The sequence below is a fragment of the Maribacter sp. BPC-D8 genome (assembly GCF_035207705.1).
In the GTDB taxonomy this organism is placed as follows: Bacteria; Bacteroidota; Bacteroidia; order Flavobacteriales; family Flavobacteriaceae; genus Maribacter.
The window spans coordinates 867,887-891,809 of sequence record NZ_CP128187.1; the positions used below are offsets into that span (position 1 = coordinate 867,887).

Genomic DNA, 23,923 nt, shown 5'->3' on the forward strand with positions numbered 1-23,923 from the left:
ATATATACGATTTAAGCCACAATCTAAAATGCATATCGCCCGAAACGGGCGATATGATGTATATGAACAAAAGAAAAGTTTTAATGCATTAAAACAACTCTAAATACCAGTGTAGTTACTAGGTGATATTTGTTTCAGCTCTTTTTTGATTTCATCAGATACTTCTAAGGTATCTATGAAGTTTGCGATAGAATCTTTGTTGATTTTTTCGTTGGTACGCGTAAGTCCTTTTAAAGCTTCATATGGGTTAGGGTAGCTTTCGCGTCTCAATATAGTTTGTATAGCTTCTGCTACAACAGCCCAGTTATTCTCTAAATCTTGCTCAAACTTCACTCTGTTTAAAAGCAGTTTGTTCAATCCTTTTAAAGTAGATTGAAAAGCAATAATAGTATGGGCAAATGGTACACCAACATTTCTTAGAACCGTACTATCGGTTAAATCCCTTTGTAATCTCGATACTGGTAATTTAGCCGACAAGTGCTCAAAAATAGCGTTTGCTATACCAAGGTTACCTTCAGAATTTTCAAAATCGATAGGATTTACTTTGTGTGGCATAGCCGATGATCCAACTTCGCCAGCTTTTATTTTTTGTTTGAAATAATCCATAGACACATATGTCCAGAAATCGCGATCAAGATCTAAAACAATGGTATTGATGCGTTTAAGTCCGTCAAATAAGGCAGCCAAGTGATCGTAATGTTCTATTTGAGTAGTAGGGAACGAATGTTGAAGACCTAATTTTTCTTGTACGAATTCTTGACCAAAAGCTCTCCAATCTATCGAAGGGTAGGCGACTAAATGGGCATTAAAATTACCAGTAGCTCCACCAAATTTTGCAGCACTTGGTATATCGTTCAATAAATTAAATTGCTCTTTTAAACGAACGACAAAAACCATAATTTCTTTACCTAAACGAGTAGGCGAAGCTGGCTGACCATGTGTTCTTGCCAACATTGGTATGTCTGCCCATTCTAAAGTCAATACATCTAATTTTTCAAGTAACTCAAAATATTGAGGTACATATACCTCGTTCATTGCATCTTTAATAGAAAGCGGAATAGCTGTATTATTGATGTCTTGAGAAGTTAATCCGAAATGGATAAACTCTTTATATTGCGATAAATTTAAAGCATCGAAAGCCTTTTTAATAAAGTATTCAACTGCCTTAACATCATGATTGGTTGTTCTCTCTATCTCTTTAATTTCTTCGGCGTCTTCAGTAGAAAAATCAAGGTAAATTTTTCTAAGGGTATCAAATTTTGACGTATCAAATGAAGAAAGTTGTGGTAAAGGAATTTCACAAAGTGCAATAAAGTACTCTATTTCTACTCTAACTCTATATTTTATTAGTGCTTCTTCAGAAAAGTAAGCAGATAAAGATTTGGTTTTAGAGCTATAACGACCGTCAATAGGTGAAATGGCATTTAGTGCATTAAGAGACATAATGATTGGTTAAATTAATAAGGGGCAAATATACCTAATCGTATCAAAGTTTAAAACCATAAATGCTTTAAGTTATGGTCAATTACAATGATTTAATGAACAATTATCGAAGCTCCTTAAATGCACTACTTTTTTTCTAGAACTTTTAAGGTCATTCTTGCTCTAGCTTTGTATGCAGCACTGCTGCTCTCGTAGTTTTGTTTAAGTATTTGTTGTAATTCTGGATGTATCCATTTTATTCTTCTACCTATTAGTAAAAGGGTTGTCATTGAATATGCTTTTGGGGCAACTTTATAATCACCGATCAGCCAATCAAAAGCAGCTTCGGTAATGGTTTTCAAATGATTTGTAGTTAAATTTTGCTTTGGCTTTTCTGACTTTTTTGAAAATTCGTTTATCACCAACAACTGACAAATTTTTGAAGCTGGGCGAACAGAAGATTCTAGTGAAATATGTTTTAACGATTCTGTAAATACATCGATGTTCGTTATGATTGGGATTAGATTAATTTTTGCAATACTTTCTAAAACCCAACCCGCTTTGCATGATATGGGGTCTGCATCTTCTTTGGTTATTTCAATGAGAATAGGAATTAAATGAAGATTATCTTCAATTTTAGACGCCATTTTAATACGATTTTCTCTTGAAGCATTTACATAATTCAATGCTTCATAAAGTTCTACCTTGGTCATAAAATTGTATCTTTAATTTTCATTTTCCCCAAATATGAAATTACTAAAAAAAATTAGCCTAGGTGTTGTAGTTGTGTTTGTTGCCATGCAGTTTTTCAGTCCTACAAAAAATATAGCTGCAGGTAATCATACAGAGGCTTTTATAAAGCAGACGAACCCATCGCCAGAACTTAAAAATATTTTTGAAACTTCTTGTTACGATTGCCATAGTAACAATACAAAATACCCGTGGTATAATAATATTGCTCCCGTTTCATTTTTGCTAGCAGATCACGTTAAGGAAGGTAAAGAACATTTAAATTTTTCTGAATGGGAAAATTATTCTTTAGATAAAAAAGATCATTTATTAGAGGAGATAGAAGAGGAAGTCGTTGATGGAAACATGCCATTATCTCAATACACCTTATTTCATAAAGACACAGAGCTTACTGCCAATGAAGTTAATAAATTGGTAGAGTGGGTAAGGCAGACTCGAATTATTTATCAATTAGGGAAGCAACCAAAGTAGGAGTTCCGGCTACTGCGGTTTCGGTAATAATAGTCAAATTATTTTTTTGAGAATTTGATATCGCAGGCTTTGGGTCAATAAAATATATTGGTGTAGAAAAATTTACAAAATCGATTAGGCTTGCAGCTGGGTATACTTGCATAGAAGTACCTATGATAATTAAATAGTCGGCTTTTTCGGTAATCGCAATTGCTTCTTCTAATAATGGCACAGCCTCGCCAAACCAAACAATGTGAGGTCTCATTTGGTATCCATTTTTGCAGGTGTCGCCTAGTAAAATATCTTGCTTACAATCAAAGATTTCATTGGTAGAATTACTACTTCTTGATTTTAATAATTCGCCATGAAGATGTAGAACTTGAGAACTACCGGCACGCTCGTGTAAGTCATCTACATTTTGAGTTATAATCTGAACATTGAAATGTGCTTCTAAAGTAACCAATGCCTTGTGTGCAGCATTAGGTTCAACAGTTAGCAATTGCCTTCTTCTTTGATTGTAAAACTCTAAAACCAATTCCGGATTGTTTTGAAATCCTTCAGGTGTTGCAACCTCCATAACATCATGACCTTCCCATAATCCATCAGCATCTCTAAACGTTTTTAATCCGCTTTCGGTAGAAATTCCCGCACCTGTTAATACCACTATGTTCTTCATGAGTTTTTTATAATATGTATAAAAATATACTTTTCTTATCTTGGGGGCATGATTGATGTGAACCTTTTAGCATATTTAGAAGAATTTATTTCAGTAAATAGAAAACAGCGTTTTGTTGATATATTGGCTGAACGCACAAACTACTTGACTGTAGCGGTAGAAGATGTATTTCAAATGCACAATACAAGTGCAGTGGTAAGAAGCTGTGAATCTTTTGGTGTTCAGACTGCGCATTTGATAGAGGACAGAAACGGTCAACATTTAGATGAGGAAATTGCCATGGGAGCTCAGAAATGGGTAGATATAAAACGGTATCAAAATTCAAAACAAGTAATTGATTCGTTACGAGAAAAAGGATATAAAATTGTAGCTACTAGTCCGCATGCAGATAGCTCGCTATTACAAGATTTTAAACTGGATAGTAAAACGGCTTTATTTTTTGGGACGGAGAAAAATGGATTGAGCGATTATGTTTTAGAAAACTCAGATGCCTATTTAAAAATACCTATGGTTGGTTTTACCGAGAGTCTTAATATTTCTGTTTCTGCCGCCATTATACTTCAGCATTTAACCACGCAATTAAAAGCTTCGGGTGTAGATTGGAAATTGACAGATGAAGAAATGTTGGAAAGACGATTAAATTGGACTAAAAAGTCAATAAAGAGTATCGATGACATTTTAGAGCGATATAAGTCTGATAATTAAATTTTAACTAACTTGTTAATCAACAATTAATTAGATGACCGATGTATACCGTATTCATAATTCTCGGAGTAATAGTGACATTGATTATTTTTCTGGCCTTAATAGCTCCCAAAAGTTATAAGGTATCGAGAAGTATAGAATTAGAACATTCACCAGAAAATGTTTGGGAGCATTTAAGGTTTTTGAAGAAGCAACAAGAATGGTCTCCTTGGGCTAAAAAGGATCCAAATATGGACCTTACCTTTACCGGTGTTGATGGTGAAGTTGGGGCAACAAGCCACTGGAGCGGAAATAAAGATGTCGGTGAAGGCGAACAAGAAATTACTAGAATAGTAGAAGGTGAGCGTATAGAACAAGATTTACGTTTCTTAAAACCTTACAAGTCGCAATCTGATTGTTATATGACTCTTGAAGAGCATGAAGTAAATAAAAGTATTGTTACTTGGGGATTCACTGGTACGAACAAGTTCCCAATGAGTATAATGATGCTTTTTATGTCTATGGATAAAATGGTTGGTAAAGACTTCGAACAAGGATTACAAAATCTTAAACATAATTTAAATGGTCAATTATGATAGCATGGTTTGAAATACCGGTAGCAAATATGGAGCGAGCACAAAAGTTCTATGAATCTATATTAGATGTTACTATTACAGTTAATAATTTCGGGGAATTTGTAATGGGCCTTTTTCCAGATAAGCAAGTTATTGGTCAGGCAAATGGCGCCTTGGTTCAGCATGAGCAATACAAGCCTAGTATGGATGCTGGGGTGCTTGTTTACATAGGATGTGATGATGCTGCCATAGTTTTGGAAAAAGTTGAGAAAGCAGGCGGACAAGTATTACAGCTCAAAACCGAAATTGGTGACGGACACGGATTTATGGGGCTTTTAAAAGATACCGAAGGCAATAGAATTGCAGTGCATTCTAATGCCTGATATAAATAAAAGTTCTAATTACTAAGTTCTAACAAGACAACCTCAAAGTCATTATCCAACAACACTTTGTTTTTGTCAACCGTTACTTCAGTTTCAGAAAAGCGATCGTATAGTTTTGTGCCATCACCAAAAATACCCTTAACTGAAATTGATTTTTTTCCTTTCGGCGCATCTAATGCGATAACTACTTTATCGACATAATCATCTTTAGTAAAGTGTCTGCTAAATACATATGGGGCTTTTGAAATCCTTTTATGAATACCAGCACCTATAGATGGGTGGTCATTTCTAAAAGTTCCTAATTTCTGCCAATAGCTTAAGGTTTCTTTTGTTTTTGGTAGACTGCCTAGCTCATTCCAATTCATAAACGAACGTAAGGTAGCATCGCCTTGCGTACCTTCTATTACTAAACTACGAGCAGTTTCATCACCATAATAAATCTGAGAAGCGCCAGGTGTAAGCAATAATACGTTTGCAGCTCTTTTTGGATCGGTTCTTTCTTGGTCGAAAGGTTGACCGTCGTCATGAGAAGTAAGGTAATTTAAAACACTTTTGTCTTTGAAAGTGGTGTGCAGTAATTTGCTATACTTGGTAAAAATAGTTTCATAATCCTTTTTGGCATCCGTCTTTAATTCGAAATTGATAAGACTTTTAAATCCGTTATCGAAATAGTTTACTTTTTTGTCACCAAGGTCAAATTCTTGTCCGCCAGAAATTCCGTAATTATAAACTTCACCAACCATGTAGAAAGGGTTGTCGTCTAATACCTTGTCGTTATTCTTCTTTTTCCAAAGTTCAAAAGCAATAGATGCTTCTTTGTATAATTCTGCCCATGAGTTTTCATTGGCATGTTTAACAGTATCAACTCTAAATCCGTCAACACCATATTTATTAACGTAATCGGTTAGCCATTTAATAATATAAAAGCGAGGTGCTCTGGGGTGACCTGTACGGTCAAAAAATAATTCTAGTTCATCTAATTCTTGACTAAGTCTGCCTTCGCTTTTCCATTTTGCAAGAAGAGCATCTGGTAAATTTACTGTAGCATCAGATTCGGTTAAAATATCAGGTAGATTCGCAACCAATGTACAAGCAGTAGTATTCTCGTATGTAGTAAATTCACAAGTAGGGGAGGTGCGCACCCATTCTTCTGGCCAAACAGGATCTTCTTCGGTTACTGGCCCCGTATGATTTAAAACAACATCTAATAAAATTCGAATTCCATTTTCATGGGCGGTTTTTATTAGCGTATCTAAGTCTTTATCGGTTCCGAAATTAGGATCAAGAGTTGTCCAGTCTTTTGCCCAATAGCCATGATAGCCATACGTATTACCGGTGCCTTCATCGGTAGCACCATGAATCTGTTCAACAACGGGAGTAAACCAAATGGCATTTACGCCAAGATCTGTGAAATAGCCATCTTTAATTTTTTCTGTAATACCTTGAATGTCTCCGCCTAAAAAACCTCTGAGTTCTCCGGTTTCTTCGTCACGCTCAAAATTTAGATCGTTAGCTGTATTTGCGTTATTGAATCGGTCTGTAAGAAGAAAATAAACGGTAGCAGCTTCCCATTGAAAATTGGGGTTCTTTTTAGGGGTTTCAACTGAATCTTTAACTACAGCAATAGTTTCTGATTTTTCTTTGCTCTTAGGTTGGCAAGAAATCAATGCTATAGATAATAGCCCTAATAAGAATACGTTTTTCATTTCCCTGTTATTTGCAATAAAACTATAACAAGGATTTCACTTTAAAAAATATTATTTCTTTCTATTCAAAACTTTATACTCTTCATAACAGCTGCTAATGGCGTCAAGTATCTGAAGATCATTGGCTGTAGTGATAAAAGATTTGGAGTAATTGCAGTTATTTAGAATATCTTGAATATCTACTTTTTCTAATTGAAGGAATTCTGTAAGTGTTTCTCTATCAAATTTAGACGCAAGTAGATTACGAATATCTTCGTCTTCTCTCATTTGTCTAAGCTTACGCATTTGCGCAGGTTTTTTACCAAAGAGGTTGCGCAACAAATCTGCAGGGTTTAGAATGGCACCCAATACTTTTGTAACAGCGCTAGGGTTTTTATTACCGCCTTCATAGCTAACGCCTAAGCCCGATATACTATATTGGTAGGCATTGTTAATTGGAAGGTTCTTTACGTCGATTTCTAAGTACCCAGTTAGCTGATAAGGTCTAACAATAACTTCTTCTAGAGCATAAGCAAGCTCTGTTAGTGCTATTTCGGTATTTTCAAATTTGAACATATCGTTCGTTACCCTAATTTTCTGTGATTTAAAACCAAGAAAAGAGAAGTAAAGAGTGTCATTTACTGCAGCAGTAATTGAAAACTCACCTTTTTCATTGGTGATTGTTCCAAAAACCTGGTTCAAGTTAACAACGTGTACGCTTTCGAGAGGTTCATCAGATTGGGCGTTTATAACAACGGCACTAAGGCGTTGACCTTCTTCTGTTTCTTGAGAGAAACCTATTAGTGAAAGAAAAATAAGAGTAAGCGATAAAAAGTATTTCATTGTACTGACAGCATAATTAATTTGCAAACAAAACAAAAAAAATACGCCGAAGCGTATTTTTAATATACAATTAACTAAAAGAAATCTCCCTTTCTTTTGGTGCTACGTCTTTTTCCGGAGTTAGGACTGCTAGATTCGCTACGGTCGCGTCTTCTGCCTTTAGACTCAGAGCTACCTTCTTTTCTTCCTCTTCCGCCACGGTCATCATCTCTTCTTCCGCCACCGCTGCTTCTTTTTCCTCTGAAGCCGCCGCCGCTTCCACCGCTTCTGCGATTTCCGCCACCGCCACCGCCGGGGTTTTTAGAAACTTCTACATTGACAAACCTTCCATCAACTTTAAACTCTGTAAATTTTTCAAGTATTTGTTCAGTAGATTCACTTTCAGTATTAAAAAATGAAAAACTTTCCTTTACATCAACTTTAAAGACATCTTCTTGTCCAAGTCCTACAGTATCTCTAATGAAGTCTTTAAGGGTCATCCAATCATAACCATCTTTTTCACCAACGTTTATGAAATAACGAACAGCACCACTAGTTGGTATTTCACCACCTCTTCGGCCATCACTTCTTTCTCTATCTCTACCACTGTCAGAAGAATTTAAATCTTTAGACTTATTATAGTAGTTAGAGAACCTTGTAAATTCGGCAGAGATTAATTTCTTTATTAATTCCTCACGATCTATACCTTCTAGAATCTCATTGATTTCAGGTAAATAAGGATCAACGTCAGAATTGGTCTCAGTATCTTTTATTTTATTTGCTAAGTGATGTAATTGAATACCACAAATTTCCATTCCCGAAGGAACTTTTTTCAATTCAAATTTTTGATTGATTTTGTTCTCTATAGCTTTAATCTTGCGTTGTTCGCCACGAGTAACAAGAACCATAGATATACCAGACTTACCAGCTCTACCTGTTCTACCACTACGGTGGGTATACGTCTCAATTTCATCTGGTAATTGGTAATTGATAACATGTGTAATGTCATCAACATCAATACCACGTGCAGCAACATCAGTTGCTACAAGCATTTGAATTTGTCTTTTACGAAAAGAGTTCATTACCAAATCTCTTTGGTTTTGACTTAAATCTCCATGTAAAGCACCTGCGTTGTAACCGTCTTCGATTAAGTTTTCGGCAACTTTTTGAGTATCACGTTTCGTTCTACAGAAAATAACTGAAAATATATCTGGATTTGTATCTGCTAATCTCTTTAAAGCTGGGTAACGATCTCTACCACCAACAACATAATACTCATGCTGTACGGTTGATGCTCCAGAGTTTTTTGCACCCACTGTAATTTCTTGTGGAGAATGCATGAATTTTTTAGCAATAGTAGCTACTTCTCTAGGCATAGTTGCAGAGAACAACCAAGTTGATTTTTCATCGGGCGTACCAGAAAGAATATCTTTGATATCTTCCATGAAGCCCATGTTCAACATTTCATCAGCCTCATCTAGAATACAATAATCTATATTAGAGATATCGACAAGACGTCTACTGATCATGTCTTTCATTCGACCAGGGGTAGCTACAATAATTTGTGCACCACGTTTAATTTGTCTTGCTTGGTCTGTAATACTTGCACCACCATAAATGGCAACTACATTGATATTACGTTCGTATTTAGAATACGCTTGCATTTCTTTCGTGATCTGTAAGCATAGCTCACGAGTTGGTGATAGTATTAAACCTTGTGTGGTTCTACTATTACTATCAATTTTTTGAATTAATGGAAATCCGAATGCTGCAGTTTTACCTGTACCTGTTTGCGCTAGGGCAACTAGATCGGTTTCACCTTCCAGTAAAATTGGGATTGCTTTTTCTTGAACTTCTGATGGGGTTTCAAAACCCAAATCAGTAATAGCATCTAATAAGGACTTCTGCAGTCCCAGTGCTTCAAACTTTGTCATAAATATGTTTACTAAATCGCAAATATGAATGTTGCATAGAGCGATTATCGTATATAACCTATTTAGACTCAGGGCAACACATGCTATACTAGCGGCGTTAATTAAGCGGCAAAGGTACTGCTAATAATTGAATCAGGATAATTTATTAGAAAGTAATATTACGGAGCTAGCGTATACCCATATATAGATAGGAAAGTACCCGAAATACCAAAGATAATCATAAGCAAAATTAGCCCTTTTTGTAGCACTGGGCTGTCATAAATTATGATACAAACGGCGCCAAGTACAATACATATTTGAAAAAATAGTAATGCATAGTCGAATTTTTTGGTTGCGAAATCATAGGTTCGGGTCAATTTTTCCCATTGTTTAACTCCGGTAATAATACCCATTTCACCCTCTATGTCTTGAACCCAGTTTTCTTCACCTACATGTTCAGACCCTAGTAAGATTTCTGTTTTTTCTGATTCGTACTTTACTATTTTATCTTTTACAATAGCTATTCTTTGTTCTATTACCGGTCTGTTTTCTTCCTTTACAATACCGCTTTCAATTAAGGTGCTTAAGTAGTCAAGTTCACTTTCTTTCAAGCTTTCTTTAATACTTTTAGACTGGTACCAACTAGAATAGCTCACTACATTGTTGTGGGCAATCATCATTTCTTCTTCTAATTCGCCATTCACCATTTGTGATATTGCCATAAGCGCGGCAAATAAAGCAATGAGTACACCACCAATAGCTTCTGCTCGTTCTGAGGCTACTGATACGACTACAGTTTCGCCGTTGTCTTTTTTATTTATCATGAATACTATTTAAATAGGTAATCAATTTTTTAAATGCTAGAGCTCTGTGGCTTATTTTGTTTTTAATGGATAAAGGCAATTGCGCAAAAGTTTCTTCATAACCGTTTGGTTGAAAGATTGGATCATAACCAAATCCGTTATCCCCTTTTTTTGTTTCTATAATTTCGCCGTGTATGCTTCCATCAAATATATGGGTTTTACCATTTAAGTTTAAGGCAATTACAGTGTTGAAGTAAGCATTTCGATTCTGTTTATCACTTAAGTTAGCTAATAGTTTGTCCATATTAGCGGTTGAGTCGTTTTCTGTACCTGCATATCTTGCTGAATATACGCCCGGTTCACCATTGAGGGAATCTACTATAAGACCGGTGTCATCTGCAAAGCAAGGTAGTTGATATGTATTTGTTATATAATCTGCTTTTATTCTTGCATTACCCTCTAGGGTGTTGGCAGTTTCAGGTATATCGGTGTTGCAACCAATTGTATCTAAACTAACTAGTTCGATATATGATGGTGCTAATTGCTGAATCTCTTTTAATTTGTTTTGGTTGTGGGTGGCGAATACAAGCTTCATGGGAACATTTTGAAATCTAGTTTGTCAATTTACATCAGCAAAAGTAGTAATTTTATAAAATGGAGTTAAAAGTACCACCGGCTTTAGTGTTTTTGTGTTTCGGATTGATGATGTATCTATTGGCAGAATTTTTACCAATAGGTTATTTTGATTTTTATGGTAGAATGTTGTTTACTAAAATTTTAGTGGGTATTGGTATTGTAATTGGTGTACTGGCATTGTTTCAGTTTAAAAGAGCAAGTACGACCATAGATCCAACAAAACCAGATAAAGCTTCTAATTTAGTTGTTGGCGGAATTTTTAAGTTTTCTCGCAATCCTATGTATTTAGCGTTGCTTCTTATACTGTTGGCTTTAGGTATATTTTTAGGAAATGCTTTCAATACACTGATCGCTGCGGGGTTTGTAGGGTATATGAATCGATTTCAAATTATACCAGAAGAACGAATTCTCTTAGAAAAATTTGGGCGTTCTTTTAAAGATTATTGTATCTTAACAAGGCGTTGGTTTTAAGTAATTTTTATTTATCTATAATTAATCACTGCGTTAATATCAATAAATATTAATCAATTAGCTTATAATTTAATATATTAGCGTTTTAACTAATAATCATGATAGCCATAATTACCGGAGATATTATTAATTCTGAAAAGCATCCTAGTTCGCAATGGATCGATATGTTGAAGAATTACTTTAACCAATTTGGTGCGTCGCCAATGAATTGGGAGATATATCGTGGCGATGAGTTTCAGTTAAAAGTCACCGAGAGAAATGCTTTATTTACTGCAATTCGAATAAAAGCAATGCTGAAAACCATAAAAGGTTTAGATGTAAGAATGGGGGTCGGTATAGGTCTAGAAACTTATGTTGGCACAGGCGTGACCGAGTCTAACGGACCTGCATACCAGCGATCTGGTCGTAACTTCGAAACATTAAAAGAGAGTAAAATAAACCTTAGTATTGCAACAGGAGAAACTAAAAATGATCGAACTTTAAATTTAATGTTACGCTTAGCATTAGATTTTATGGATGATTGGAGTGTAGTTTCTGCAGAAATAGTAACATTGTCATTAGACTACCCGCATTATTCACAAAAAGAAATTGCACAACAATTAGGTATTAAACAGTCTGCCGTAAGTCAGCGTTTAAAAAGAGCAAGATTAGATTTGGTTTTAGATGTATTGTCATATTACAAAGAATTAATTACCAGTAAATAAATATGTTGATTTTTATAAAACTAGTATTGGCTCATTTAATAGGGGACTTTGTTTTACAACCTACAAGATGGGTGCTTCACAAGCAATCGAATAAGATAAAATCTAAGTTTCTGTACCTGCATGTGCTATTGCATTTTGCTTTGTATATGCTTTTTCTATGGGATTTATCGCTATGGAAAATAGCCCTAATAGTAACTATAGCTCATTTTGTCATTGATGTACTGAAATTATATTCAAATGATTTATTTAAGAGTAAAAGCATTCCGTTTTTTATCGATCAGATTTTGCATATACTAGTCATATATTGCTGTGCTTTTTACACAGATTTATATGCTCATACCATATCGTTATTCGAAAATTTAGACTGGTATTTAGTTACTGCCATTGTTTTTGTAACCTATCCCGCAGCAATTATTATGGGTATGATTTTAGAGGGAATGTCTAATCAGATTGAGACGGACCATAAATCGCTACCAAATGCAGGTAAGTATATTGGTATGATAGAACGACTATTCGTTTTGATTTTTATAGTAATAGGTAGGTGGGAAGTTATTGGCTTGTTGATAGCTGCGAAATCTGTTTTTAGATTCAATGACCTTAAAGAGCGCAATAATAGAAAGCTAACGGAGTATATTTTGATAGGTACTTTAGTAAGTTTTGGCTTAGCAATCTTGGCGGGTCTTCTGTATATATCTTAAATAAAAGCATAATGTCATTACGGTATTTTTTATTCTGTTTATTGCTAATAACCTTATCTCAGGTAGTTAGTTCCCAATCAGGCAAATTCGAATCTTTTGACGGTACACAAATCGCATATACCGATGAGGGTAGTGGAGATGTGGTATTGTTATTACACGGATTTATAAATTCTAGAAAGTCTTGGGATAAAACAGCTTTAAAGAAAGGGTTGCTGAATGCTGGTTATCGCGTGATTATTCCCGATTTACGTGGTAATGGAGATTCAGATAAACCTCAAATTGAAGAAGCGTATCAAGACAATGCCGAAGTAAAAGATGTGTTGTTATTGATGAATCATTTAAATATTGAGAAATACAAAGCTGTCGGTTATTCAAGAGGAAGTATTGTGTTGGCAAAATTACTGACAAAAGACGATAGTATAGAGAAAGCGGTTTTAGGCGGTATGGGTATAGATTTTACAAATGCCGATTGGGATAGAAGAATTATGTTCGCAAAAGCCTTTGATGGCGATATAAATGAGATGACCAAAGGTGCGGTAGACTATGCAAGATCTATTAATGCAGATTTACGCTCATTACATTTGCAGCAAAAATTTCAACCTGTAACTACTATAAGCGAGTTAAATAAAATTGAGATTGATGTAATGGTAATTTGTGGTGATGAAGATAATGATAATGGAAATGCAGAAGAATTAAGTAAAGCCTTTAAAAACGGTAGCTTAAAAAGAGTGCCTGGGGATCATAATGGCACATATAAGACTGTAGGGTTCTCATTAGCTGTTCTTCAATTTTTAGATTAAATGATTGTCATTTTGTCAATTTGCATCATAACATAACCTTTTTGTTTTATTTACAAGATATCATTTATCAGGATAAATTAAATTTTTACTTTTGCTTCTTATTTTAATAACAAAAATTCTTATCCAACCAAAAGAGAATAATGGTAGAAGTTAATAGAAAATACGTTTTTGATTTCGATAGTACGTTGACTAGGGTAGAAGCATTAGATGTTCTTGCCGAAATGACTTTAGAAGGAAGATCTAACAAAGACGAGGTTATTAAAGAAATACAGGAAATCACCAATTTAGGTATAGATGGTGATATTTCGTTTACCGAGTCTTTAGAGCGTCGAATTAAGTTGTTAAATGCCAGAAAAGAAGATTTAGACGGATTGGTTGATAACCTTAGAAATAAAATATCTAAGTCTATAGCTGCGAATAAAGATTTTTTTGAAAAGTATGCAGATGATATTTATGTAATATCCTGCGGTTTTAAAGAGTTTATTGATCCTATTGTAAAAGAATATAATATACCATCTGATCGAGTGTATGCAAATACGTTTAAATTCGACGAAGAAGGTAATATCATCGGTTTCGATGAAAAGAATGTGCTATCTCAGCATAATGGCAAAATTGATTGCTTAAAGCAAATGAATTTGGACGGAGAAGTTCAGGTGATTGGAGATGGTTACAGTGATTATGTAATGCGCGAAGCAGGTATAGCACATAAGTTTTTTGCATATACCGAAAACGTGCATAGAGAAAAAGCCGCTAGTAATGCGGATTATGTTACACCAAGTTTAGATGAATTTTTATTTGTGAACAAGTTGCCAAGAAATATCTCGTATCCAAAGAATAGAATTAAGGTTCTATTATTAGAAAATGTGCACACAGCTGCATTCGATAATTTGTCAGAAGACGGTTTTTCCGTTGAATTGATTAAACATAGCTTATCTGAAGAAGAACTGCTAGAAAAAATCAAGGGCGTTCACGTGCTTGGTATCCGCTCTAAAACACAGGTTACACAAACCGTTTTAGATGCTGCCGATAAATTATTGGTAGTAGGTGCTTTTTGTATCGGTACTACTCAAATAGATTTAGATACTGCTAAGAAGAAAGGTGTGGTAGTTTTCAATGCCCCTTACAGTAATACAAGGTCTGTAGTAGAATTGGCTATAGGTGAAATCATTATGTTAATGCGTAGTGTATTTGATCGTAGTAGAGAAATTCATGAAGGGCAATGGCAAAAAACAGCTGCAGGGTCAAGAGAAGTTCGTGGTAAAAACTTAGGTATAGTAGGCTATGGTAACATTGGTAAGCAATTATCAGTTTTGGCAGAAGCCATGGGTATGCGTGTTTATTATTATGATGTAGATGATAAATTAGCTTTAGGTAATGCGGTAAAATGTAATACGCTAGAAGATTTATTAAATGTATCTGATGTGGTTACATTGCATATAGATGATAATAAAGCGAACAAAAACTTCATTGGTGCCCGTGAAATAAAGCAAATGAAGAAAGGTGCTATGTTAATAAACCTTTCTAGAGGTTTTGTAGTTGATATCGATGCCCTTGCAGAAGGATTAAAAGACGGTCATATTGGTGGTGCGGCAGTAGATGTTTATCCAGATGAGCCAGCTAGTAATGGAGATTTCCATACAAAATTACAAGGTTTTGCTAATGTAATTCTTACTCCGCATGTTGGTGGTAGTACAGAAGAGGCGCAGCGAGATATTGCAGATTTCGTTCCTAATAAAATAATGGATTATATCAATTCTGGTAACACAGTTGATGCCGTTAATTTCCCGAACATTCGTTTACCAAAACAGAATAAATCTCACCGATTCTTACATATACACAAGAACGTACCGGGTATTATGGCTAAAATCAATAAGGTATTAGCTGAGTACGAGTTAAACATCAATAGCCAATATTTGTCTACTGATAATGAAGTAGGTTATGTAATTACAGATTTAGATAAAGAGTACAACAAAGATGTCATTAAGGCTTTGAGAAAAGTTGAAAATACCATCAAATTTAGAGTGCTATACTAGATTTTGTAGAGGCTTTCAAAATCAATAAGAGTAAGTTTTTTAATATCTAAAGTGCAAGTTGAGAAACTTGCACTTTTTTTTGTGATCAGTTTTATACTATTTATTACAACATTTTTAATTCTACAATGTTATGGTAATGGTACAATTATATTTTGTAGGAAATATCTTTAATTATGTGGAAAAAGATTTTATCGAAATTAAAATCTGGTAAAAGTTTCAATAACTATTATCTGCTGGTTTTTACAGTAATTGTATTGACTATTGTTATACAATCTATAATACAATACTCTTTAGCCAGGCAGCGCCAAGATGCGTTGAGAATAAATGTTGCGGGTAGGCAAAGAATGTTGTCGCAGACTATTGTTAAGAGTGTATATGAATGTAGGTATAGTACTTGCGACTACGGACAATTGCGTTTGGCGATGACAAAATTTTCAAATGCAAATGCAGCATTGCAAGAAGGTAATGATGCAACCGGAATTCCGGTATTAGACAATGATGAAATTCAGAAAAACTTTGATAGGTTACAACCACATCTAAACTTCATTTTAGAAGCAACAAATGATTTTAATCAATTAGAATCAGTTGATTTAGAAAAGCTCTCATCCGAGACAAATAAGTTTCTTGTAGTAATGGATATCATTGTAAATCAATTGCAAAAAGCTGCAGAAGAAGATATTAAAACGCTGATGATTATAGAATTAGAGCTTGCAGTGTTTTCTTTATTGATATTGATCCTTGAGATTTTCTTTTTCATTAATCCGTCGATAAAAAAAATAACGATTCAAAATCAGAAATTAAAAGAAATAGCGTGGCATCAAACACATGCTTTTAATGGGCACATGAAAAATATAAAGAACTATAATCATGTGCTAAAGATTGAAAAAAATGTCGAGCATAAAGAGGAGCTCATCTCTTTTCTAATGGAAGAACTAACCGATTTAGAAGGTGTTTCTGAGAATATGGTTAAATCACTAGAGAAACAAGCGTAGTGTATCTCATTACTCTTTATTGCATTATTTATTGATGGTGATAGGGTTCGTTTTTTAGAATTGTATATGCCCTATAAATTTGCTCGGTTATAAATAAGCGCACCATTTGGTGAGAAAAGGTCATTTTTGATAAACTTATTTTTCCAGAAGCCTTAGCGTAGATTTCATTGCTAAATCCGTAAGGTCCACCAATTAAAAAAACTAATTGTTTAATACCCGAATTCATCTTCTTTTGTAAAAAGGTCGAAAATTCAACTGACGTATACTGTTTTCCTTTTTCGTCAAATAAAATTAGAACATCTGTAGGTGCTAATCTTTTAAGAATAAGTTCGCCTTCTTTATCTTTCTGCTGATCTTCAGATAAGTTTTTGGTCTTTTTTAAATCAGGTATGAGTTCAATTTCAAAATTGATATAATGTTGTAATCGCTTTTGATATACCTCAATGAGTTCTTGTAGTTGAGAGCTATCGGTTTTGCCAATAGCTAAAAGTTTTATAGTCATATGCCAAAAGTAAATCAATTTCGCAAATGGATTTGTAAATTAGCAATACAATAGATTTAATACATATGATTTCAGAAGAACAATTTAAAGAAGAGATTACATTAATCATAGCAAATGCCATTCGTGAAGATGTTGGTGATGGTGATCATAGTTCGTTGGCTTGCATTCCTGATACTGCTACTGGTAAAGCAAAATTATTGGTAAAAGATGAAGGAATCATTGCTGGGGTAGATTTTGCTGAGCTTGTGTTTTATTTTGTTGATCCTAATTTGAAAATAGAAGTACTGATCAAAGATGGTACGCCGGTAAGTCATGGCGATATCGTGTTTTATGTTGAAGGTAGTTCTCAAAGCATATTAAAAGCTGAGCGTTTGGTATTAAATGCAATGCAGAGAATGAGTGCTATTGCTACCAAAACCCATATGTTCGTTAATCTGTTAAAAGGTACTGGTACAAAAATTCTAGATACCAGAAAAACAACACCAGGTATTCGTGCGCTAGAGAAGTGGGCGGTAAAAATTGGTGGTGGAGAAAATCACAGATTCGCATTGTACGATATGATTATGTTAAAGGATAACCATATCGATTTTGCTGGCGGAATTACAAAAGCAATCAATAAGACTAAAAACTACTTGAAAGAAACAGGTCGCGATTTAAAGATTATTGTTGAGGCAAGAAACTTAGACGAAATCAAAGAAATTTTAGAGACAGAAGGTGTGTATCGAATATTGATAGATAATTTCAATTATGAAGATACGCGCACAGCTGTAAAATTAATTGGTAATACTTGTTTAACCGAATCTTCGGGCGGTATTAATGAAAAAACGATTAGAGATTATGCAGAATGCGGTGTAGATTATATTTCATCGGGTGCATTAACACATTCGGTTTATAATTTAGATTTGAGTTTAAAAGCGGTGTAGATGTCTTTAGAGGTCGAAGAAAAGCTAGAAAAAATTCCTATTGTAAATTGGTTGGTCAGGTTTTTAAAACAAATCAGGCTGCCCGGTTTTGAGGGGCTTTCTGTTTACGACCTTATAGAAATGTATGTGCTTGGTATTTTAAGAGGTACATTGTCAACGCGAGCCAGTGCTATCGCCTTTAGTCTATTTATGGCACTATTTCCATTAATCATTTTTATGGTGACTTTGGTGCCTTTTTTGGTGTCCTACATAAGTATTGAGCATGGCGATTTTGATGTCCAGTTCCAGTTGTTTTTAGAGTCATTTTTACCAAGTGCCACCGGTGATTATTTTGGAGAAGTGTTTCAGCAGATAAAAGATCAAAAAAGAGGAGGTCTATTGTCATCAGCATTTTTACTTTCGATATTTCTTATTGCGAACGGTGTAAACTCCATTTTTGGAGGTTTTGAAACATCGTATCACATCGACTTAACACGACATTTCTTTAGGCAATATTTATATGCTTTGATGGTCGGTTTAATTTTGGCAATATTAATTATAGTAGGGTTTGTAGCGTATATATACTTTGAATTTTATGTCTTAGGGTATTTGTCTGAGTTTGCTGCAAAGCAAGGCGGTTATATTTTGGGTGAAGACGAAGTAGTGGGTGTGCAAATTGCTAAAGTATTATTCTTTATAATTCTATCTTATTTTACTACTGCAATACTTTATTATTTTGGTACGAGAGAAGGTAAGCAGGCAAAGTTTTTTTCTTTTGGAGCCTTAATGACAACTACCTTGTTTTTATTAACATCATATCTCTTCGGAATTTATGTTGAAAAGTTCGCCAGATATAATGAATTATATGGGGCGTTAGGAGGATTATTGATATTAATGGTCTACATATGGTTAAATTCTAATATATTGCTACTTGGGTTCGAGCTGAACGCATCGCTGAATACATTACGTAAAATCACAAAAAAGAATGATAAATAAGAGCATACAATTAACTATTCTATTCACAGTATTTATTACAATGAGCATTTCTGCTCAGTCCGTTTTTGGTAAGTGGAAAACTATTGATGACCGCACAGGTTTACCAAAAGGCGTAATTGAAATTTATAAGAAAGAAGGGAAAATGTATGGCAAAGTCGTTAAGATTTTGGAAGAAGGACAAGAAGGAAGGATTTGTGATAAATGCGATGGAGAATTAAAAGATAAGCCCGTAACCGGTATGGAAATTATTACTGACGGTGAGTTGCATGAAGATGGAGAATGGAAGGGTAAACGATTATTTGATCCAGAACAAGCGATGACTTTTCGTTTTAAGATATGGTTAAATCCAGAAAATGAAGATGAGTTAAAAGTGCGCGGGTATTTGGCATTTATCTACAGAACCCAAACATGGATACGTGTGGAGGGATAACTATGGCAAACTTCATTAATGTAATATTACCTATTCCGCTAGAGAAAAGTTTTACGTACAGTGTAACTGAAGAAGAAGCGGCATTGCTGAAACCTGGTATGCGTGTTGCGGTACCATTTGGTAAATCTAAAATATATACTGGGCTAGTTCAAAGCATTCATAATAATCCGCCAGAAGTCTATGAGGCAAAAGAAATTCATGAGCTATTAGATGAATACCCAATTGTAAATGAGACCCAGCTTAAACATTGGGAATGGATAGCTTCTTATTATATGTGTACTTTGGGTGAAGTGGTACGCAGTGCGCTACCTAGTGCTTTTTTATTAGAAAGTGAAACCTTAGTTCTTAGAAATACAGAATACGAAATCGATGAAAATGAACTTTTAGATGATGAGTTTTTAGTATTCGAAGCATTGCAACATCAAGCTATACTAAAGGTTCAAGAAGTTTCTTCTATAATAGACCGTAAAAATGTATTACCTATTCTTCAACGATTATTAGAGAAAAAAGTAATTGTTTTAAAAGAAGAAGTGTATGATCAATACAAGCCAAAGTTGGTTCGGTATGTTAAATTGGGTGCAGAGCATACATCCGATGAAAAATTAGAAGAATTATTAAATTCACTTACGAGGGCGCCAAAGCAGAGTCAAGTAGTACTGTCCTTATTTCAATTACAGGGAAAAAGTCAAAATCCGATTAAGGTTTCTGAACTTGAAAAATCTAGCAATACCTCTAAAGCGGTAATAAAATCTCTAGTCGATAAGGGAATTTTAGAGGAGTATTTTATTAAGACCGATAGAGTCAATTATGATGGTGACCCAGATAATTCTGATACTAAAGATTTAAATGAATATCAAGAAACAGCCTTATTAGATATAAAAGCTTCTTTTGAAGCCAATAAAGTTATCTTATTAAAAGGGGTTACCTCTTCGGGTAAAACTGAAGTTTATGTAAAACTGATAGAAGAATGTCTTGAAAAGGGGTTGCAGGCATTGTATTTATTGCCAGAAATAGCCCTAACCACGCAACTTATAGGTAGGCTACAAGAGTATTTTGGAGAAAAAATTGCTATTTACCATTCTAAATATAATGTTCAAGAGCGTGTAGAGGTTTGGCAAAACGTTTTACAGTCAAAACCTAAAGCGCAATTGGTAATAGGTGCACGTTCGGCAATGTATCTACCTTTTAGTAAGTTAGGTTTGGTCATTGTAGATGAGGAACATGAGAGTTCTTTTAAACAATTTGATCCGGCACCAAGATATCATGCTAGAGATGCTGCAATAGTATTAGGTCATTTACATAAGGCAAGTATTCTGTTAGGTTCGGCAACACCAAGTGTAGAAAGTTATTACAATGTACAAACTGGTAAATATGGTTACGCGGAAATAACAAGGCGTTATGGTAATGTGCTAATGCCAGAAATGGAGTTGGTAGATATAAAAGAAGCTTCAAGAAAAAGAAAGATGAAAGGTCATTTCTCTGAGCGTCTTTTTATGGAAATGGAAGAAACTCTAAAAGACGGTGCGCAAATCATACTTTTTCAGAATAGACGTGGTTTTGCGCCCTTAATGGAGTGTTTAACATGTGGTCATACGCCACAATGCCCAAATTGCGATGTAAGTTTAACATATCATCAATATAGAAATCAATTACGTTGCCATTACTGTGGTCATCATACAGCATTGCCAGAAATTTGTTTTGCATGCGGCAGTCCAGATTTAGATACTAAAGGTTTTGGTACCGAGCAGATAGAAAAAGAGGTTTCAGCATTATTTCCAGAAGCTAAAGTTGGTAGAATGGATTTAGATACTACTCGGGGCAAACACGGTTATGAAAAGATAATTACGGCTTTCGAGCAACACGAGTTAGATATTTTGGTGGGTACACAGATGATTACTAAAGGTCTCGATTTTAGAAATGTGAATTTAGTAGGAGTTATGAATGCAGATTCGTTATTGAATTTTCCGGATTATCGCGCTCATGAAAGAACCTATCAATTATTAACGCAGGTATCGGGTAGGGCAGGGCGAACCAAAAAAAGAGGTCGCGTTGTTATACAGACCTATAATCCATATCATCAAATATTAAAACAAGTAACTACTAGTGATTATGAGGGTATGTATACCGAGCAGCTGTATGAAAGAGAGCAATTTAAATATCCGCCAGTAAATAGAATTATTAAAGTAACATTTAAGCATAAAAATTACAATGTGCTGAATGAAGCTGCAGATTGGTTTGCAGGAGCATTACGTACTAATTTTGGTGGTACCGTTTTAGGCCCTGAATATCCGCCAGTGGCAAGAATTAGAAATCAGTATTTAAAACATATTGTAATTAAAGTTCAGAAAACACATTCATTGCCGCAGACGAAAGCAAATATTAGACGAATAGAAAAATCGTTTAAAGCAGTGGCAATGTATAGAAGTGTTAGGGTAATCTATAATGTAGACCATATATAAACTAAAAAAGACCGCTAAGTAGCGGTCTTTTTTGAAAGTAAAATTATACCATATATTATACGTTACTTAGCGCTTCGGCTAGTTCTGTCTTTTTATTTCTACTTAGAGGTATTGATCTACCGCTAACTTCAACGTTTTTACTGTTGAATTTTTCAACCTTTTCAAGATTGATGATGTATGATTTGTGAATTCTTAAAAACTTATCTTCTGGCAATTGCTTTTCAAAAGACTTCATTGTTGATAAGATTACGATATTAGCTTCATCAGTTACTAGTTTTATGTAGTCACCAAGTGCTTCAATCCACTTAATATCATTTAAAATAACCTTTCTTTTCTTTAGGTTACTCTTCACGAAAATGTGCTCTTCGTCTTCATTGACTCTGTGCAATTGTTCGTAGTTCGCTACAGCTCTTTTAACAGATGCGTCAAAACGTGCCATGGTAATCGGTTTATGTAAATAATCCGTTACGTCATAGTCAAATTCTTTAAGTGCATAATCTGGTTTACCGGTAATTAAAATTACCTGAGGACTGTTTTCTAGGGACTCGAGTAGGTCAAATCCTGTGATAATTGGCATCTCAACATCAAGAAAAATAAGATCGATCTCATGGTTCTTGATTCCATTTTTAGCCTCGATAGCATTACTGTATTCAGCTACCATAGTCAAATTCGGATGATTGTTTACCAACTTGGCAACGGCCATCCTTTGCATAGATGAGTCGTCAACGATGATACTTCTTAACTTCATAAGGGTTGATTTGTGGGGTTAAATCATCGACAAAGAACCGAAAAAACATGCTGAACTGCAACAAAAGATGTGAACAATGCACTGTTGATCGTGTAATTGGTAATGATGATATATTTAAGATTTGGATTAATTTTTAATGTTGTTACCACTTAATAACGAAGAATATTCGTATTTCTTATAATTATTTTAAAAAAATATCTATTTTTGCAATCTTTAAAAACAAATATAATATGAACCATTACGAAACTGTTTTCATTTTGAATCCCGTTCTATCTGATGTTCAGATAGAGGAAACAGTTAAGAAATTCGAAGATTTCTTAATTAACAATGGCGCCAAAATGGTAGCTAAAGAGAATTGGGGGCTAAAAAAATTAGCTTACCCTATCCAAAACAAAAAGAGTGGCTTTTACCACTTGTTTGAATTTACTAACACTGGTGAGGTAATTACACCTTACGAACAGGAGTTTAGAAGAGATGAACGTGTTATGCGTTTCTTGACCGTTAAGTTGGACAAGCACGCTGTTGCATGGGCAGAAAAAAGAAGAACAAGAAACAAAACCGCTAAAGCTTAAGTATTATGGCAACATTACAACAACAGGCAAAAGGAAAGAAAGATGGAGAGATCAGGTATCTTACTCCATTAAACATTGAAACCAACACTAAGAAGAAGTATTGTCGTTTTAAAAAATCTGGTATTAAGTACGTAGATTATAAGGATGCTGATTTTTTATTGAAGTTGGTAAACGAGCAAGGTAAATTGTTACCAAGAAGACTTACTGGAACTTCATTGAAGTATCAAAGAAAAGTTGCACAAGCAGTAAAAAGAGCTCGTCATTTGGCGTTAATGCCATATGTTGCTGATTTATTAAAATAATAAGAAAAGAATCATGGAGCTTATATTAAAAGAAGACGTACAAAATTTAGGTTTTAAAGACGACGTAGTAAATGTTAAGAACGGTTACGGAAGAAATTTCCTTATACCTCAGGGCTTAGCTGCTATGGCTACTGTTTCTGCTAAAAAAGTTTTAGCTGAGAACTTAAAGCAAAGAGCACACAAAGAGAAAAAAGTTGTTGATGCTGCTAAGAAAATAGAAGAAGCATTAAAAGCTTTAGAATTAAAAATCACTGCTAAAACTGGTGCTGCCGATAAATTATTCGGTTCTGTTACTAATGGTGATTTAGCTGCTGCAATTGAAAAAGAAGGTCATGCAATCGACAAAAAATTCATTAGTATTTTAGGTGGTGCAGTTAAAAGAACTGGACCTTACAACGCACAAATTAGATTACACCGCGAGGTGATTGTTGATTTTGGTTTCGAAGTAGTTGCCGATAAAAAATAATTAACTATCTAAGTTGATAAATTTGAAAGAGCTATGCCTGCATAGCTCT

At 34.6% G+C, this 23,923-nt stretch carries 27 protein-coding genes; 17 read left to right on the forward strand and 10 right to left on the reverse strand.

The window, feature by feature from the left end; translation table 11 throughout:
* Positions 1-99: 99 nt before the first annotated feature.
* Positions 100-1,443: an adenylosuccinate lyase gene (gene purB, locus QSV08_RS03770; RefSeq protein ID WP_324026710.1), complete on the reverse strand. Its 1,344-nt coding sequence runs from the start codon at positions 1,441-1,443 to the stop codon at positions 100-102.
* A 125-nt stretch (positions 1,444-1,568) separates the two neighbouring features.
* Positions 1,569-2,135, reverse strand: a complete 567-nt coding sequence (locus QSV08_RS03775) for an adenylosuccinate lyase (RefSeq protein WP_324026711.1) — start codon at positions 2,133-2,135, stop codon at positions 1,569-1,571.
* Positions 2,136-2,169: 34 nt separating this feature from the next.
* Here QSV08_RS03775 and QSV08_RS03780 point away from each other — a divergent pair, with 34 nt between their 5' ends.
* Complete coding sequence (locus QSV08_RS03780; RefSeq protein ID WP_324026713.1) at positions 2,170-2,643, forward strand: heme-binding domain-containing protein; 474 nt, start codon at positions 2,170-2,172, stop codon at positions 2,641-2,643.
* On the opposite strand, the gene QSV08_RS03785 is transcribed toward QSV08_RS03780, so the two are convergent.
* Positions 2,612-3,298 (reverse strand): SIR2 family NAD-dependent protein deacylase, encoded by a 687-nt coding sequence (locus QSV08_RS03785; RefSeq protein WP_324026715.1) that lies wholly within the window; start codon positions 3,296-3,298, stop codon positions 2,612-2,614. The two genes, QSV08_RS03780 and QSV08_RS03785, sit on opposite strands and share 32 nt — an antisense overlap.
* 48 nt (positions 3,299-3,346) lie before the next feature.
* Here QSV08_RS03785 and QSV08_RS03790 point away from each other — a divergent pair, with 48 nt between their 5' ends.
* Genes QSV08_RS03790 through QSV08_RS03800 form a run of 3 tightly spaced genes read left to right on the forward strand, consistent with a single transcriptional unit; the run spans position 3,347 to position 4,940 of the window.
* Complete coding sequence (locus QSV08_RS03790; RefSeq protein WP_324026717.1) at positions 3,347-4,003, forward strand: TrmH family RNA methyltransferase; 657 nt, start codon at positions 3,347-3,349, stop codon at positions 4,001-4,003.
* Positions 4,004-4,044: 41 nt separating this feature from the next.
* The gene (locus QSV08_RS03795; RefSeq protein WP_324026719.1) at positions 4,045-4,578 is read left to right on the forward strand and encodes an SRPBCC family protein; all 534 of its coding nucleotides are present in this window, start codon (positions 4,045-4,047) and stop codon (positions 4,576-4,578) included.
* Complete coding sequence (locus tag QSV08_RS03800; RefSeq protein ID WP_324026721.1) at positions 4,575-4,940, forward strand: VOC family protein; 366 nt, start codon at positions 4,575-4,577, stop codon at positions 4,938-4,940. The genes QSV08_RS03795 and QSV08_RS03800 overlap by 4 nt, the downstream gene beginning before the upstream one ends.
* A 14-nt stretch (positions 4,941-4,954) precedes the next feature.
* Here QSV08_RS03800 and QSV08_RS03805 read toward each other — a convergent pair whose 3' ends face one another.
* The 5 genes from QSV08_RS03805 to QSV08_RS03825 all read right to left on the reverse strand — a co-directional run bounded on the left by QSV08_RS03805 (position 4,955) and on the right by QSV08_RS03825 (position 10,758).
* A complete protein-coding gene (locus QSV08_RS03805; RefSeq protein ID WP_324026722.1) occupies positions 4,955-6,646 on the reverse strand; it encodes an alpha-amylase family glycosyl hydrolase in 1,692 nt (563 codons plus the stop codon).
* A gap of 51 nt (positions 6,647-6,697) precedes the next feature.
* Complete coding sequence (locus QSV08_RS03810; protein WP_324026724.1) at positions 6,698-7,468, reverse strand: carboxypeptidase-like regulatory domain-containing protein; 771 nt, start codon at positions 7,466-7,468, stop codon at positions 6,698-6,700.
* A gap of 74 nt (positions 7,469-7,542) precedes the next feature.
* Positions 7,543-9,381: a DEAD/DEAH box helicase gene (locus QSV08_RS03815; protein ID WP_324026726.1), complete on the reverse strand. Its 1,839-nt coding sequence runs from the start codon at positions 9,379-9,381 to the stop codon at positions 7,543-7,545.
* Positions 9,382-9,539: 158 nt separating this feature from the next.
* Complete coding sequence (locus QSV08_RS03820) at positions 9,540-10,184, reverse strand: DUF4337 domain-containing protein (RefSeq protein WP_324026728.1); 645 nt, start codon at positions 10,182-10,184, stop codon at positions 9,540-9,542.
* Positions 10,174-10,758 (reverse strand): non-canonical purine NTP diphosphatase, encoded by a 585-nt coding sequence (locus tag QSV08_RS03825; protein WP_324026730.1) that lies wholly within the window; start codon positions 10,756-10,758, stop codon positions 10,174-10,176. Before QSV08_RS03825 ends, QSV08_RS03820 begins: the two co-directional genes overlap by 11 nt.
* A 59-nt stretch (positions 10,759-10,817) precedes the next feature.
* Between QSV08_RS03825 and QSV08_RS03830 the strand changes: the two genes are divergently transcribed.
* From QSV08_RS03830 to QSV08_RS03855, 6 genes are all read left to right on the forward strand, one after another.
* Positions 10,818-11,270: a methyltransferase family protein gene (locus QSV08_RS03830; protein ID WP_324026732.1), complete on the forward strand. Its 453-nt coding sequence runs from the start codon at positions 10,818-10,820 to the stop codon at positions 11,268-11,270.
* 98 nt (positions 11,271-11,368) lie between these two features.
* A complete protein-coding gene (locus QSV08_RS03835; protein WP_324026734.1) occupies positions 11,369-11,974 on the forward strand; it encodes a SatD family protein in 606 nt (201 codons plus the stop codon).
* Between the two features lie 2 nt (positions 11,975-11,976).
* Positions 11,977-12,672, forward strand: a complete 696-nt coding sequence (locus tag QSV08_RS03840) for a DUF3307 domain-containing protein (RefSeq protein WP_324026735.1) — start codon at positions 11,977-11,979, stop codon at positions 12,670-12,672.
* Positions 12,673-12,683: 11 nt separating this feature from the next.
* Positions 12,684-13,472, forward strand: a complete 789-nt coding sequence (locus tag QSV08_RS03845; RefSeq protein WP_324026737.1) for an alpha/beta fold hydrolase — start codon at positions 12,684-12,686, stop codon at positions 13,470-13,472.
* A gap of 140 nt (positions 13,473-13,612) precedes the next feature.
* Positions 13,613-15,505, forward strand: coding sequence for a phosphoglycerate dehydrogenase (gene serA, locus QSV08_RS03850; RefSeq protein ID WP_324026739.1), 1,893 nt, complete (start codon positions 13,613-13,615; stop codon positions 15,503-15,505).
* Between the two features lie 173 nt (positions 15,506-15,678).
* Positions 15,679-16,497 carry a type IV pili methyl-accepting chemotaxis transducer N-terminal domain-containing protein gene (locus tag QSV08_RS03855; RefSeq protein ID WP_324026741.1) on the forward strand — a complete coding sequence of 273 codons (819 nt, stop codon included), beginning with the start codon at positions 15,679-15,681 and terminating at the stop codon, positions 16,495-16,497.
* 28 nt (positions 16,498-16,525) lie between these two features.
* Here QSV08_RS03855 and rlmH read toward each other — a convergent pair whose 3' ends face one another.
* The gene (gene rlmH, locus QSV08_RS03860; protein WP_324026743.1) at positions 16,526-16,999 is read right to left on the reverse strand and encodes a 23S rRNA (pseudouridine(1915)-N(3))-methyltransferase RlmH; all 474 of its coding nucleotides are present in this window, start codon (positions 16,997-16,999) and stop codon (positions 16,526-16,528) included.
* A 65-nt stretch (positions 17,000-17,064) separates the two neighbouring features.
* Between rlmH and nadC the strand changes: the two genes are divergently transcribed.
* The 4 genes from nadC to priA are packed head-to-tail and all read left to right on the forward strand — an operon-like array spanning position 17,065 to position 21,786.
* Positions 17,065-17,922, forward strand: coding sequence for a carboxylating nicotinate-nucleotide diphosphorylase (gene nadC, locus QSV08_RS03865; RefSeq protein WP_324026745.1), 858 nt, complete (start codon positions 17,065-17,067; stop codon positions 17,920-17,922).
* Complete coding sequence (locus QSV08_RS03870) at positions 17,923-18,897, forward strand: YihY/virulence factor BrkB family protein (protein ID WP_324026747.1); 975 nt, start codon at positions 17,923-17,925, stop codon at positions 18,895-18,897.
* On the forward strand, positions 18,887-19,327 hold the full coding sequence (locus QSV08_RS03875) for a DUF2147 domain-containing protein (RefSeq protein ID WP_324026749.1): 441 nt from the start codon (positions 18,887-18,889) through the stop codon (positions 19,325-19,327). The genes QSV08_RS03870 and QSV08_RS03875 overlap by 11 nt, the downstream gene beginning before the upstream one ends.
* A gap of 2 nt (positions 19,328-19,329) precedes the next feature.
* Complete coding sequence (gene priA, locus QSV08_RS03880; protein ID WP_324026751.1) at positions 19,330-21,786, forward strand: replication restart helicase PriA; 2,457 nt, start codon at positions 19,330-19,332, stop codon at positions 21,784-21,786.
* Positions 21,787-21,841: 55 nt separating this feature from the next.
* Here priA and QSV08_RS03885 read toward each other — a convergent pair whose 3' ends face one another.
* Positions 21,842-22,534: a LytR/AlgR family response regulator transcription factor gene (locus tag QSV08_RS03885; RefSeq protein WP_324026752.1), complete on the reverse strand. Its 693-nt coding sequence runs from the start codon at positions 22,532-22,534 to the stop codon at positions 21,842-21,844.
* A 230-nt stretch (positions 22,535-22,764) separates the two neighbouring features.
* On the opposite strand from QSV08_RS03885, the gene rpsF reads away from it, so the two are divergent.
* From rpsF to rplI, 3 genes are read left to right on the forward strand one after another with little or no spacing between them, the layout of a single operon-like run.
* Positions 22,765-23,106 carry a 30S ribosomal protein S6 gene (gene rpsF, locus QSV08_RS03890; RefSeq protein WP_073244828.1) on the forward strand — a complete coding sequence of 114 codons (342 nt, stop codon included), beginning with the start codon at positions 22,765-22,767 and terminating at the stop codon, positions 23,104-23,106.
* A gap of 5 nt (positions 23,107-23,111) precedes the next feature.
* Positions 23,112-23,408 carry a 30S ribosomal protein S18 gene (gene rpsR / locus QSV08_RS03895; RefSeq protein ID WP_027067300.1) on the forward strand — a complete coding sequence of 99 codons (297 nt, stop codon included), beginning with the start codon at positions 23,112-23,114 and terminating at the stop codon, positions 23,406-23,408.
* 13 nt (positions 23,409-23,421) lie between these two features.
* Positions 23,422-23,874: a 50S ribosomal protein L9 gene (rplI, locus tag QSV08_RS03900; protein WP_324026757.1), complete on the forward strand. Its 453-nt coding sequence runs from the start codon at positions 23,422-23,424 to the stop codon at positions 23,872-23,874.
* The last annotated feature ends 49 nt before the right edge of the window (positions 23,875-23,923 follow it).

Excerpts from the sequence above, each read along its gene's own strand:
- purB (WP_324026710.1), bottom strand. The coding sequence starts at position 1,443 with ATGTCTCTTAATGCACTAAATGCCATTTCACCTATTGACGGTCGTTAT.
- QSV08_RS03775 (WP_324026711.1), bottom strand. The coding sequence starts at position 2,135 with ATGACCAAGGTAGAACTTTATGAAGCATTGAATTATGTAAATGCTTCA.
- QSV08_RS03780 (WP_324026713.1), top strand. The coding sequence starts at position 2,170 with ATGAAATTACTAAAAAAAATTAGCCTAGGTGTTGTAGTTGTGTTTGTT.
- QSV08_RS03785 (WP_324026715.1), bottom strand. The coding sequence starts at position 3,298 with ATGAAGAACATAGTGGTATTAACAGGTGCGGGAATTTCTACCGAAAGC.
- QSV08_RS03790 (WP_324026717.1), top strand. The coding sequence starts at position 3,347 with ATGATTGATGTGAACCTTTTAGCATATTTAGAAGAATTTATTTCAGTA.
- QSV08_RS03795 (WP_324026719.1), top strand. The coding sequence starts at position 4,045 with ATGTATACCGTATTCATAATTCTCGGAGTAATAGTGACATTGATTATT.
- QSV08_RS03800 (WP_324026721.1), top strand. The coding sequence starts at position 4,575 with ATGATAGCATGGTTTGAAATACCGGTAGCAAATATGGAGCGAGCACAA.
- QSV08_RS03805 (WP_324026722.1), bottom strand. The coding sequence starts at position 6,646 with ATGAAAAACGTATTCTTATTAGGGCTATTATCTATAGCATTGATTTCT.
- QSV08_RS03810 (WP_324026724.1), bottom strand. The coding sequence starts at position 7,468 with ATGAAATACTTTTTATCGCTTACTCTTATTTTTCTTTCACTAATAGGT.
- QSV08_RS03815 (WP_324026726.1), bottom strand. The coding sequence starts at position 9,381 with ATGACAAAGTTTGAAGCACTGGGACTGCAGAAGTCCTTATTAGATGCT.
- QSV08_RS03820 (WP_324026728.1), bottom strand. The coding sequence starts at position 10,184 with ATGATAAATAAAAAAGACAACGGCGAAACTGTAGTCGTATCAGTAGCC.
- QSV08_RS03825 (WP_324026730.1), bottom strand. The coding sequence starts at position 10,758 with ATGAAGCTTGTATTCGCCACCCACAACCAAAACAAATTAAAAGAGATT.
- QSV08_RS03830 (WP_324026732.1), top strand. The coding sequence starts at position 10,818 with ATGGAGTTAAAAGTACCACCGGCTTTAGTGTTTTTGTGTTTCGGATTG.
- QSV08_RS03835 (WP_324026734.1), top strand. The coding sequence starts at position 11,369 with ATGATAGCCATAATTACCGGAGATATTATTAATTCTGAAAAGCATCCT.
- QSV08_RS03840 (WP_324026735.1), top strand. The coding sequence starts at position 11,977 with ATGTTGATTTTTATAAAACTAGTATTGGCTCATTTAATAGGGGACTTT.
- QSV08_RS03845 (WP_324026737.1), top strand. The coding sequence starts at position 12,684 with ATGTCATTACGGTATTTTTTATTCTGTTTATTGCTAATAACCTTATCT.
- serA (WP_324026739.1), top strand. The coding sequence starts at position 13,613 with ATGGTAGAAGTTAATAGAAAATACGTTTTTGATTTCGATAGTACGTTG.
- QSV08_RS03855 (WP_324026741.1), top strand. The coding sequence starts at position 15,679 with ATGTGGAAAAAGATTTTATCGAAATTAAAATCTGGTAAAAGTTTCAAT.
- rlmH (WP_324026743.1), bottom strand. The coding sequence starts at position 16,999 with ATGACTATAAAACTTTTAGCTATTGGCAAAACCGATAGCTCTCAACTA.
- nadC (WP_324026745.1), top strand. The coding sequence starts at position 17,065 with ATGATTTCAGAAGAACAATTTAAAGAAGAGATTACATTAATCATAGCA.
- QSV08_RS03870 (WP_324026747.1), top strand. The coding sequence starts at position 17,923 with ATGTCTTTAGAGGTCGAAGAAAAGCTAGAAAAAATTCCTATTGTAAAT.
- QSV08_RS03875 (WP_324026749.1), top strand. The coding sequence starts at position 18,887 with ATGATAAATAAGAGCATACAATTAACTATTCTATTCACAGTATTTATT.
- priA (WP_324026751.1), top strand. The coding sequence starts at position 19,330 with ATGGCAAACTTCATTAATGTAATATTACCTATTCCGCTAGAGAAAAGT.
- QSV08_RS03885 (WP_324026752.1), bottom strand. The coding sequence starts at position 22,534 with ATGAAGTTAAGAAGTATCATCGTTGACGACTCATCTATGCAAAGGATG.
- rpsF (WP_073244828.1), top strand. The coding sequence starts at position 22,765 with ATGAACCATTACGAAACTGTTTTCATTTTGAATCCCGTTCTATCTGAT.
- rpsR (WP_027067300.1), top strand. The coding sequence starts at position 23,112 with ATGGCAACATTACAACAACAGGCAAAAGGAAAGAAAGATGGAGAGATC.
- rplI (WP_324026757.1), top strand. The coding sequence starts at position 23,422 with ATGGAGCTTATATTAAAAGAAGACGTACAAAATTTAGGTTTTAAAGAC.